The organism is Streptomyces sp. NPDC013455 (assembly GCF_040632975.1).
GTDB lineage: Bacteria > Actinomycetota > Actinomycetes > Streptomycetales > Streptomycetaceae > Streptomyces.
Genome location: NZ_JBEYCX010000030.1, coordinates 50,986 through 62,495, shown reverse-complemented (window position 1 = coordinate 62,495; position 11,510 = coordinate 50,986). Strand labels below are relative to the sequence as shown.

Sequence of the window (11,510 nt, the reverse complement as noted above, 5' to 3'; positions counted from 1 at the left end):
TGGGTGATGGTGTCGTGGAAGACGGGTGAGGTGTCCAGCAGGTCGGTGGCCATGCCCGCCCACTGCGAGCCCTGCCCCGGAAACACGAACACGACCCGGGAAGGAGACACACCCTGCTCGCCGACGGCCTCACCGGAGGCCAGCGCGTCCAGGCCGGCGAGGATACCCTCGCGGCCCGCGGAGCCGTCGACCACGGCCCGTGTCTCGAAGGCGGAGCGACCGGTGGCCAGCGAGAACGCCACGTCGGCGGGGCGGAGTTCGGGCTGAGCCCGCACGTGCTCGGCCAGGCGGCGGGCCGTCTCGGCCAGTGCCTCGGCCGACCGCGCCGACACCACCCACGGCAGGTGAGACCCGTCCAACGGCTCCGCCTCGGGTGCGGGTGTATCGGTGGGCGGCTCTGCCAGGACGACGTGGGCGTTGGTGCCGCTGATCCCGAAGGAGGACACGCCGGCCCGCCGGATCTTGCCGTCCGTGGTCGGCCAGGGCCTGGGTTCCGTGAGGAGTTCGACGTGGCCGGAGTCCCAGTCGATCAGCTCGCTGGGCTTGCCGACGTGGAGGGAGGCCGGGAGTTCGCCGTGGTGCATGGCCATGACCATTTTGATGATGCCGCCGACGCCTGCGGCGGCCTGCGCGTGGCCGAGGTTGGACTTCAACGAGCCGACGAGCAGCGGTCCGCCGTCGCGTTCCTGACCGTAGGTGGCGAGGAGGGCTTGTGCTTCGATGGGGTCGCCGAGGACGGTTCCGGTGCCGTGGGCTTCTACGGCGTCGACCTCGTGAGGAGCGACACCGGCGTCGGCGAGGGCGGCGTTGATGACCTGTTCCTGGGCGGGGCCGCTGGGTGCGGTGAGGCCGTTGGAGGCGCCGTCCTGGTTCACGGCGGTTCCGGCGACGACGGCGAGGACCGTGTGGCCGAGTCGTTGGGCGTCGGAGAGTCGTTCGACTACGAGTACGCCGACGCCTTCGGCCCATGCGGTGCCGTCGGCGTCGGCCGAGAAGGACTTGCAGCGGCCGTCGGCGGCGAGTCCCCGCTGGCGGGAGAACTCGATGAAGATGCCGGGGGTGGACATGACCGTCACTCCGCCGGCGAGGGCGAGGGAGCACTCGCCGGAGCGCAGGGCGCGTACCGCGAGGTGGAGGGCGACCAGCGAGGACGAGCAGGCGGTGTCGACCGTGAGCGCCGGCCCGTGCAGCCCCAGCGTGTACGCCACCCGGCCCGACGCCACACTCGCCGTCGTACCGGTCAGCCCGAACCCGGCGCCACCGGCCCCCGCCGCACCCAGCCGCGGACCGTACTCCTGGGCGATCGCGCCGAGGAACACGCCCGTCGACGTGCCGTGCAGTGACCCCGGCGCGATCCCGGCCCGCTCCAACGCCTCCCACGACACCTCCAGCAGCAGGCGCTGCTGCGGGTCCATCGCCAGCGCCTCACGCGGCGAGATGCCGAACAGTTCCGCGTCGAACTCCGCCGCGCGTTCGATGAACCCACCGTGCCGGACGTAGGACGTGCCGGAGTGGTCCGGGTCCGGGTGGAAGAGGGTGTCGAGGTCCCAGCCGCGGTCGGCGGGGAAACCGGAGATCACATCGCGCTGCTCGGCGACGACCCGCCACAGCGCCTCGGGCGAGTCCACCCCGCCCGGGAAACGGCAGCCCATACCGACGATGGCTATCGGATCGTTGTTGCCGGCCTCCAGCTCGCGGACCCGCTGGCGGGACTGGTGGAGGTCGACGGTGAGGCGCTTGAGGTATTCGACCAGTTTGTCGTTGTCCGTTGTTGCCATGGTGTTGATGCCCCCGTAGGCGTCGTGAAGCTGTGCGTGTGCCCGGACCCGGCATCGCTGTCCGTGAGACGTGCCCGAGCGCGCCGCGCGAGGCGGCCGGAATGAGCAGGTGGGGTGCGGACGGTCCGCCGCGGGAAGCGGCGAACCGCCCGTCTTCGAGGCGGAAGGATCAGAGTTCGGAGTCGATGAACGCGAGGAGTTCGTCGACCGACGCCGACTCGACCCGCGCGGTCAGATCCTCGGAATCGGTCCGGGTCCGCTGGACCGGGATGCGGACCAGCAGCGCCTGGAGCCGTTGGACGATCTCGGCCCTGGTGTCGTCGTCGGTGTCGTCGGGCAGCCCGGCGAGCGCCGCTTCGAGCCGGTCGAGAGCGGCCAGACCGGATCCGGCCGACGTGGTGCGGTCGGCGGGAGCGGCTACGGCCGGTACCAGTTGGGCGCGCAGGTGGGCGACGACAGCCGCGGGTGTCGGACAGTTGAAGAGGAACGTGGCGGGCAGCCGCAGACCGGAGCCGGTCTGCAGTCTGTTGCGCAGCTCCACGAGCGTGAGCGAGTCGCAGCCCATCTCCTTGAAGGGGCGGTCGGCGGGGACGCCGGCCGCGGACGGCCGGCCGAGTACGGCGGCGGCCTGCACCCGGACCAGGTCCAGCAGCAGCTCGTCCTGCTCGGCCCGGCCCAGCGCGGCGAGCCGGTCGCGCAGGGACTCCGCCTTCGGGACGCCCGCCGTGACCGGCGCTCCGGCCGGGCGCGGTGCGGCCGGGGCCAGGTCCCGGAGCACCGGGGACACCTGCGGGCCGAGACCGGCCAGCGCGGCACGGTCCAGGCGGGCGGGCACGAGAGCGGCGGTGTCCATGCGCAGGGCCGCGTCGAGCAGGGCCAGGCCCTCCGCCCGCTCGATGGGAGCGAGGCCGGCTCGGGCGAGCCGTCCCCGGTCCGTCTCGGACAGGGCACCCGCCATGCCGGCACCGGCCGTTCCGTCCCCGCCCCGGCTCCCCCCGGTGTCCGCCCACAGGCCCCAGGCCAGGGACAGCGCGGGGAGACGGCGGGCCTTGCGGTGCTGTGCGAGGGCGTCCAAGGAGGCGTTGGCGGCCGCGTAGTTGCCCTGACCGGCACCGCCGATGACACCCATGACGGAGGAGAACAGAACGAAGGCCGCCAGGTCCTGACCGATGGTCAGCTCGTGCAGATTGCGGGCCGCGGTGGCCTTGGCGGCGAGCACCGCATCGAGGCGCTCGGGCGTGAGCGCGGTGATCACACCGTCGTCCAGCACGCCCGCCGCGTGCACGACCGCGGTGAGCCGTACGCCGGTCAGCAGCTGCGCGAGCGCGTCCCGGTCGGCGGTGTCGCAGGCGGCGACCGTGACCTCGGCACCCAACTCCGTCAAATCGGCGGCGAGTTCCCCGGCGCCTGGTGCGGCGGGGCCGCGACGGCTGACCAGCAGCAGCCGGCGGGCCCCGTGCTCGGTGACCAGGTGCCGGGCCACCAGCCCGCCGAGTGCCCCGGTCGCACCGGTGACCAGGACCGTACCGGCCGGATCGAGAGCGGCGGGCAGGGTCAGGACGACCTTGCCGACATGCCGGGCCTGACTGACGTACCGGAACGCCTCCGGTGCCCGCCGGACGTCCCAGGTGCTGACCGGCAGCGGGGCCAGCGCCCCCGTCGACAGCAGCCGCAGGACATCGGTGAGCAGTTCGCAGATCCGCTCGGCCGGCGTCCGGAGCAGGTCGAAGGAGCGGTAGTCCACCCCCGGGTGCTCGGCCGCGACCCGCCCCGGGTCGCGCAGGTCGGTCTTGCCCATCTCGATGAAGCGGCCACCGCGCGGCAGCAACCGCAAGGAGGCGTCCACGAACTCACCGGCCAGCGAGTCCAGTACGACGTCCATGCCACGGCCGCCGGTGGCGGCGGTGAACGCGGCCTCGAACTCCAGCGTGCGGGACGACGCCAGGTGCGCTTCGTCCAGGCCGAGGGCGCGCAGGGCACCCCATTTGCCGGGGCTCGCCGTGCCGTAGACCTCCGCCCCCAGGTGCCGGGCCAGCTGGACGGCGGCCATGCCGACGCCGCCCGCGGCCGCGTGGACGAGGACGCGCTCGCCCGCGCTCAGGCCCGCCAGGTCGACCAGCCCGTGGTAGGCGGTCAGGAAGACGATGGGCGCCGACGCCGCCTGGGCGAACGTCCAGTCGGCGGGCATGGCCGCGACCCGCCGGTGGTCGGCCACGGCCACCGGGCCGAACGCCCCGGAGAACAGGCCCATCACCCGGTCGCCGACGCCGAAGCCGGTGACACCCGGCCCGACCTCGGTGACCACACCGGCCCCTTCGAGGCCGAGCAGGCCGGCGTCGCCGGGGTAGAGACCGAGGGCGTTGAGGACGTCGCGGAAGTTGACGCCCGCCGCGCGCACCGCGATGCGGACCTCGCCCTCGGCGAGCGGCGCCAGGGCCTCCGGGCAGGGTTCGAGCGCCAGGTGGTCCAGCGTCCCGCGCTCGCGCACCGCGAGCCGCCAGGCGGCCGCCCCGGCGGGCGGGACGAGTTCACCGTCGGCCGTCGCGGGAGCGAGCCGGGGCACCAGCAGCGCTCCCTCACGGACGGCGAGTTGCGGTTCCGTCCCGAGCAGGGGCAGCGCGAGCGGGCAGTCGCCCGCCGACTCCACGTCCAGCAGCCCGACCCGCCCCGGGTTCTCGGTCTGCGCCGAGCGCGCCAACCCCCATACGGCCGCGTCGCCGGGGTCCGCGACATCGGCGTCCGGCGCCGTGGCCACGGCGCCCCGTGTGACGAGCACCAGCCGGGAGCCGGCGAGCCGGTCGTCGGCCAGCCACGACTGGAGCAGCGGCAGCGCGCGGTGCACGGCGGGCCGGGTGCCGGCCGACGGGCAGCCCAGCAGATCCGCCATCGGCGCGAGGACCACCGCCGGGGCGGGCAGCCCCGCGTCGAGCGCCCGGCCCAGTGCGGCGAGGTCGGCATAGTGGAGGCCGACCCCCAGGTCGACGGGGCCGAGCGCGGCGGCCACCGCGGGCGGCTCCCCGTCCGCGGCGACCGGCTTCCAGTCCAGCCGGTACAGCGACCGCGGCACGGCCAGGTCGTCGCCCGCGGGACGCAGCACCAGCTCCGCCACCTCGGCGATCACCGCCCCGGACTCGTCCAGCAAGGTCAGCGACACGGCGTCCGGGCCGGTGGAGGCGATCCGCACGCGGGCGGTACGCGCGCCCGGCTGGTGGATGGTCACACCGCGCCACGAGAAGGGCAGCAGACGACGGTCGCCGTCGCCCAGCGCGGTGGTGACGATCGGGTGCAGGGCCGCGTCGAGCAGCGCGGGGTGCACGCCGTAGGAGGCGGCGTCGGTGACGGCCGGCGGCAGGGCGACCTCGGCGAGCAGCTCGCTGCCGTGCCGCCACGCCGCACGCAGGCCCCGGAAGACCGGGCCGTAGGCGTAACCCGCGGCTGCCAGCTCGTCGTAGCAGCCGTCGAGGGCCAGCGGTTCGGCCCGGGCGGCGGGCCAGTCGGCCGCGGCCGCCGGAGCTGTCTCGGGCGGGGCGAGGACACCGGTGGCGTGCAGGGTCCACGGCTCACCGGTGCCGTCCGGCGCCTCGGCGCGGGCGTACACGGTCAGGGCGCGCTGGCCGTCGTCGTCGGCAGCGGCCACCACGACCTGGACCTCGGCGCTGCCCTCCTCGGGGAGCACCAGGGGCGCGGTCAGGGTGAGCTCGGCGACCCGGGGGACACCGGTGCGGGCGCCCGCGTGGGCGGCGAGCTCCAGGAAGGCGGTGCCGGGCAGCAGGACCGAGCCGAGGACGGCGTGGTCGGCGAGCCAGGGCTGGGCGCGGCGGCCGAGCCGGGCGGTGAGCACGGACTGTCCGGAGTCGGCGAGCTCCACGGCGGGCCCGAGCAGCGGGTGCCCGGCCGGCCCCTCCGTACCGCTCGCGGTCAGCCAGTAGCGTTCCCGCTGGAAGGCGTACGTCGGCAGACCGGGCGTACGCCCCGGACCGAAGACGGCGTGCCAGTCCGGGCCACGGCCGCGGACGTGCAGGGCACCGAGCGCGGCCGCCAGGGTGCGGCGCTCGGACCGGCCGCGGCGCAGCACCGGGACGAAGGCCGGCCCGTCGTCGTCCAGGCAGCCGGGGCCGAGCGCCGACAGCACACCGTCCGGACCGAGTTCCAGGTAGGTCCGCACGCCCAGGTCGCGGAGTGCGGCCAGGCCGTCCGACAGCCGTACCTCCCGGCGCACCTGCCGGACCCAGTAGTCGGCGGTGACCTCGATGGGCCGGCCGGTGACCGTGGACACCATGGTGATGCGCGGCGCGGCGTACCGGACCCCCGCCGTGACGGCGGCGAACGCGTCGAGCATCCCGTCCATGCGGTGGGAGTGGAAGGCGTGGCTGACGACGAGCCGGCGCGTCTTGCGCCCCGCCGCGGCGAAACCGGCGGCCACCTGCTCCACGGCCTCGACGTCACCGGAGACGACGACCGAGGCCGGACCGTTGACGGCGGCGACACCCACCTCGTGCTCGCGGCCCTCCAGCAGCGCGCCGACCTCCTCCCGCGACGCCTGTACGGCCATCATCGCGCCGCCGGGCGGCAGGGCCTGCATGAGCCGGCCACGCGCGGCCACCAGGGTGCAGGCGTCCGGCAGGGTGAGGATGCCGGCGACGTGCGCGGCGGCGAACTCGCCGATGGAGTGGCCCAGCACGGCGTCCGGTACCAGGCCCTGGTGCTCCAGCAGCCGGAACAGCGCGACCTGGAGCGCGAAGAGGGCGCACTGGGTGTGCTCGGTCCGGTCGAGCGCCTCGGCGTCGTGGAACATCACCTCGCGGATCGGCGGCGCGTCGGCCACGGAAGCACGGCAGGCGTCCAGTTCCCGGCACACCTCGTCCAGGGCGGCGGCGAAGACCGGCTCGGTCTCGTACAGCTCGCGCCCCATGCCGACGTGCTGACTGCCCTGCCCGGTGAAGAGGTAGGCGAGCTGGTCCTCGGGGCGGGCCGTGCCGGTGGCCAGCGCGGCGTGCGGTTCGCCCCGGCCGAGCGCGGCCAGCGCCGCGACGGCCTCCGCGCGGTCCCCGGCGGTGACGGCCGCGCGGTGGTCGAGGGCGGAACGCGTGGTCGCCAGCGCACGGCCGAGATCGCGCGCGGACACCCCGTCCAGGGCGTCCAGGGCGCCGAGGAGCGCCACGGCCTGGGCCCGCAGCGCCGCTTCCGTACGGCCGGACAGCACCCACAGGGCACCGGAGCCGCCGTCCCCGGAGTCCGCGCCGGACGCGGGTGTATCGGTGGGCGGCTCTGCCAGGACGACGTGGGCGTTGGTGCCGCTGATCCCGAAGGAGGACACGCCGGCCCGCCGGATCTTGCCGTCCGTGGTCGGCCAGGGCCTGGGTTCCGTGAGGAGTTCGACGTGGCCGGAGTCCCAGTCGATCAGCTCGCTGGGCTTGCCGACGTGGAGGGAGGCCGGGAGTTCGCCGTGGCGCATGGCCATGACCATTTTGATGATGCCGCCGACGCCTGCGGCGGCCTGGGCGTGGCCGAGGTTGGATTTCAGGGAGCCGACGAGCAGGGGTCCGCCGTCGCGTTCCTGGCCGTAGGTGGCGAGGAGGGCTTGTGCTTCGATGGGGTCGCCGAGGACGGTTCCGGTGCCGTGGGCTTCGACGGCGTCGACCTCGTGAGGAGCGACACCGGCGTCGGCGAGGGCGGCGTTGATGACCTGTTCCTGGGCGGGGCCGCTGGGTGCGGTGAGGCCGTTGGAGGCGCCGTCCTGGTTCACGGCGGTTCCGGCGACGACGGCGAGGACCGTGTGGCCGAGCCGTTGGGCGTCGGAGAGCCGTTCGACCACGAGTACGCCGACGCCTTCGGCCCATGCGGTGCCGTCGGCGTCGGCCGAGAAGGACTTGCAGCGGCCGTCGGCGGCGAGTCCCCGCTGGCGGGAGAACTCGATGAAGATGCCGGGGGTGGACATGACCGTCACCCCGCCGGCGAGGGCGAGGGAGCACTCGCCGGAGCGCAGGGCGCGTACCGCGAGGTGGAGGGTGACCAGCGAGGACGAGCAGGCGGTGTCGACCGTGAGCGCCGGCCCGTGCAGCCCCAGCGTGTACGCCACCCGGCCCGACGCCACGCTGGGCGTCGTACCGGTCAGCCCGAACCCGGCGGCACCGGCCCCCGCCGCACCCAGCCGCGGACCGTATTCCTGCGCCATGACACCGGCGAACACGCCGGTCCGGGTGCCGCGCACGGAGTCCGGCGCGATGCCGGAGCGCTCCAGGGCCTCCCAGCACACTTCGAGGAAGGCGCGCTGCTGCGGGTCCATCGCCAGCGCCTCACGCGGCGAGATGCCGAACAGCTCGGCGTCGAACTCCGCCGCGCCGTCCAGGAAACCGCCGCTGCGCACGTACGTGGTGCCGAGGTGGGCGGGGTCGGGGTGGTAGAGGCCGTCGAGGTCCCAGCCGCGGTCGGCGGGGAAGCCGGAGATCACGTCGCGCTGCTCGGCGACGACCCGCCACAGCGCCTCGGGCGAGTCCACCCCGCCAGGGAAACGGCAGCCCATACCGACGATCACGACGGGGTCGTCCTGGTCGTCACGGGCCACCGGCGCGGCCACGCCGTGCCGCGGGCCGGCGAGCACCGCGGCCAGCTCGGCGGGGCTCGGGTGGTTGTAGACGACCGTGGTGGGCAGAGCGCGCCCGGTGGCGGTGACGAGCCGGTTGCGCAACTCGACCACCATCGCCGAGTCGAAGCCCAGCTCCTTGAACTTGCGCCGGGGCTCCACGTCCTCGGCGGAGTCGTGGCCGAGGACGGCGGCGGCGTGGCCGCGGACCAGCTCCAGAGCGGCCGGGCCGGTCAGCGACCCGGTCGGCTCGGTCTCGGCCGGCTCCCCGGCGTGTTCCGGCGGTGCGGCCGACTCCGACGGCAGGGCGGCGCCGGCCCCGCGCCGTCCGGATATCCAGTGCCGGCGCCGCTGGAAGGCGTACGTCGGCAGATCCGCGCGGGACGTACCGGCGGGCAGGACGGCGGACCAGTCCACCTCCGCGCCGTGGCAGAAGGCCTCGCCGAGCGCGGAGAGCAGCCGCCGCGGGCCGCCCTCCGCGCGGCGCAGCGTGCCCAGCGCGGCGGCCGGCCGGTCCGCGGCCTCGGCGGTCTGCTGGACGGCGAGCGTCAGCACGGGGTGCGGGCTCATCTCCAGGAACAGCTCGTGCCCGGCGTCGAGCAGGGCCCGTACCGTCGCCTCGAACCGCACGGGTTCCCGCAGGTTGCGGTACCAGTAGTCGACGTCCAGCTCGGAGCCGTCCAGAACCGTCCCGGTCACCGTGGAGTACAGCGGGACCCGCCCGGCCCGGGGCGCGATACCGGCGAGCCCGGCCGGCAGCGTGTCGCGTACGGCGTCGACGTGGGCGCTGTGCGAGGCGTAGGCGACCGGGACACGCCGGGCGCGGACGTCCTCGCCGTACTGCGCGGCCAGCGCGTCCAGCGCGGCGGCGTCCCCGGCGACCACGGTCATGTCGGGGGAGTTGACGGCGGCCACGCTCAGCTTGGGGTGGGCCGCGAGGTCCGCGCGTACCCGGTCGGCGGGCAGCGACACGGTGAGCATGCCGCCGCCGCGCCCGGCCAACTCGCCGAGGGCCGCGCTGCGTACGGCGATCAGCCGGGCGGCGTCGTCCAGGGTCAGGGCGCCGCTGACGGTGGCGGCGGCGATCTCGCCCTGGGAGTGGCCGACCACCGCGGCGGGTTCGACGCCCGCCGCGCGCCACAGCGCGGCGAGCGCGACCATCACGGCCCACAGGGCGGGCTGCACGACGTCGTCACGCTCCAGGGCGGGCGCGTCCGGGCGGGCGCGCAGCACATCGGTCAGCGACCAGTCGAGGTAGGGGCGCAGCGCGCGCTCGCACTCCTCGATGACGTGGGCGAAGGCGGGGGAGGCGTCGAGGAGTTCCGCGGCCATGCCGGTCCACTGCGAGCCCTGGCCGGGGAAGACGAAGACGGCTTCGCGGACGGGCCGGGGAGTGCTGCCCCGGACGACGGCCGGGCTGACCCGGGCGTCGGCGAGCGCGTCGAGGGCGGTGACCAGTTCGTCCCGGTCGGCGCCGACCAGGGCGGCCCGGTGGCTGAAGGCGGTGCGGTCGTGGGCGAGCGCCCGGGCGATCTCGGCGGCACCGGACCGAGGATGCGCGGCGAGATGGTCGCGCAACCGGGCGGCCTGGGCGCGCAGCGCCGCGTCGCCGCGTCCGGAAAGCACCCAGGCGAGCGGACCGGCCCGATTGTCCGAATCCTCACCCTGCTCTGGCGAGTTCTCGACGTCGGCGGTGGCGTCGCCCGGCCATTCGCTCAGCACCAGATGGCAGTTGGTGCCGCCCATGCCGACGGACGTCACACCCGCGACGAGCGGCCGGCCGGGGTGCGGCCACGGCCCGGTGCCGGTGGCGGCGGCGAGTCGCAGCTCCGCGAACGGTATCCGCGGGTTGGGAGTCCGGTAGTTCAGCGTCGGGACGAGTTCTCGCTCTTTGATGCAGAGGATCGTCTTGACGAGTCCCGCTATTCCCGCGGCCCCTTCGAGGTGGCCGATGTTGGTCTTGACCGAGCCGAGCCTGAGCGGATTCTCCGGAGTACGGGACGGGGCGAAAACGGCGCCGAGGGCGGATGCCTCGACGGGATCGCCGGCCCGGGTGCCGGATCCGTGGATTTCCACGTACTGCGCTTCTTCCAGCGGTATCCCCGCCTGCTTCCAGGCGTCGCGGATGACGCGTTCCTGGGATCGCGCGCTGGGTGTGGGGAGCGTCTCGCTCGCGCCGTCGCTGCCGACCGCCCCGCCGCGGATCAGGCAGTGGACGCGGTCCCCGTCGGCCAGGGCCCGGCTCAGGAGTTTCAGCGCCACCACGCCGCCGCCCTCGCCCCGGACGTATCCGTTCGCCCGGGCGTCGAGGGTGTGACACCGGCCGTCGGGCGAGAGGCTGCCGAAGGCGGCCAGGGCCTCGGTGCTCTCCGGCGCGAGGTTCAGGTTGACACCGCCGGCCAGCGCCGTGACGGATTCGCCGCGGCGCAGGCTCTCGCAGGCCAGATGCACCGCGACCAGCGACGACGACTGGGCGGTGTCGACCACGATGCTCGGGCCGTGCAGACCGAGGACGTAGGAGACCCGGTTGGCGATGATGCCGCGGTGCAGCCCGGTCACCGTGTGCGCACCGGTCGCGGCGGGCCCGGCCGCGTGGGTGAGCGCCGCGTAGTCGTCGGCGATGGCGCCGATGAAGACCCCGGTGTCGGTACCGGCCAGCGTGGCCGGGACGATACGGGCGTCCTCCAGCGCCTCCCAGGCGAGTTCGAGGACGAGTCGCTGCTGCGGGTCCATCGCGGCGGCCTCGCGCGGGGCGATGCCGAAGAACTCGGCGTCGAAGGTGTCGACGCGGGGCAGGAAGCCGCCGGGGCGCGGCGCCCCGTCGGATAACGAGGCGAGATGGGCGCGGTCGGGCGGTGGTTCCGCAATGGCGTCGCGGCCATTCCTGAGGAGTTCCCAGAATTCGGCGGGCCCCGCCCCGCCGGGAAAGCGGCAGGAAACTCCGATGACGGCGATGGTCCGGTCGTCCGTCTGATCGATTTCCCGCTGTTCTCGTGGTTCCCGGATCGGCTGGTCCGTATGGCCCGCCGTGGTGTCGGAACAACATCGTCCCGTGTTTTCCGATGGCGGTCCTGCTTCTATCCGGGCATGGCGGATCATGGCTCGGTGCTCCCCCCGTGAAGCGCGATCAAAGGTGCTGCCGACTCGGT

2 protein-coding genes are annotated in these 11,510 nt (G+C 74.6%); both read right to left on the bottom strand.

Features of this window, described 5'->3' with window-relative positions:
* Positions 1-1,778, bottom strand: a 1,778-nt coding sequence (locus ABZ576_RS32255; protein WP_360748939.1) for a type I polyketide synthase, incomplete at its 3' end; no start/stop codon positions are given.
* Between the two features lie 169 nt (positions 1,779-1,947).
* Positions 1,948-11,460, bottom strand: a complete 9,513-nt coding sequence (locus ABZ576_RS32250; RefSeq protein ID WP_360748936.1) for an SDR family NAD(P)-dependent oxidoreductase — start codon at positions 11,458-11,460, stop codon at positions 1,948-1,950.
* Positions 11,461-11,510 lie beyond the last annotated feature (50 nt).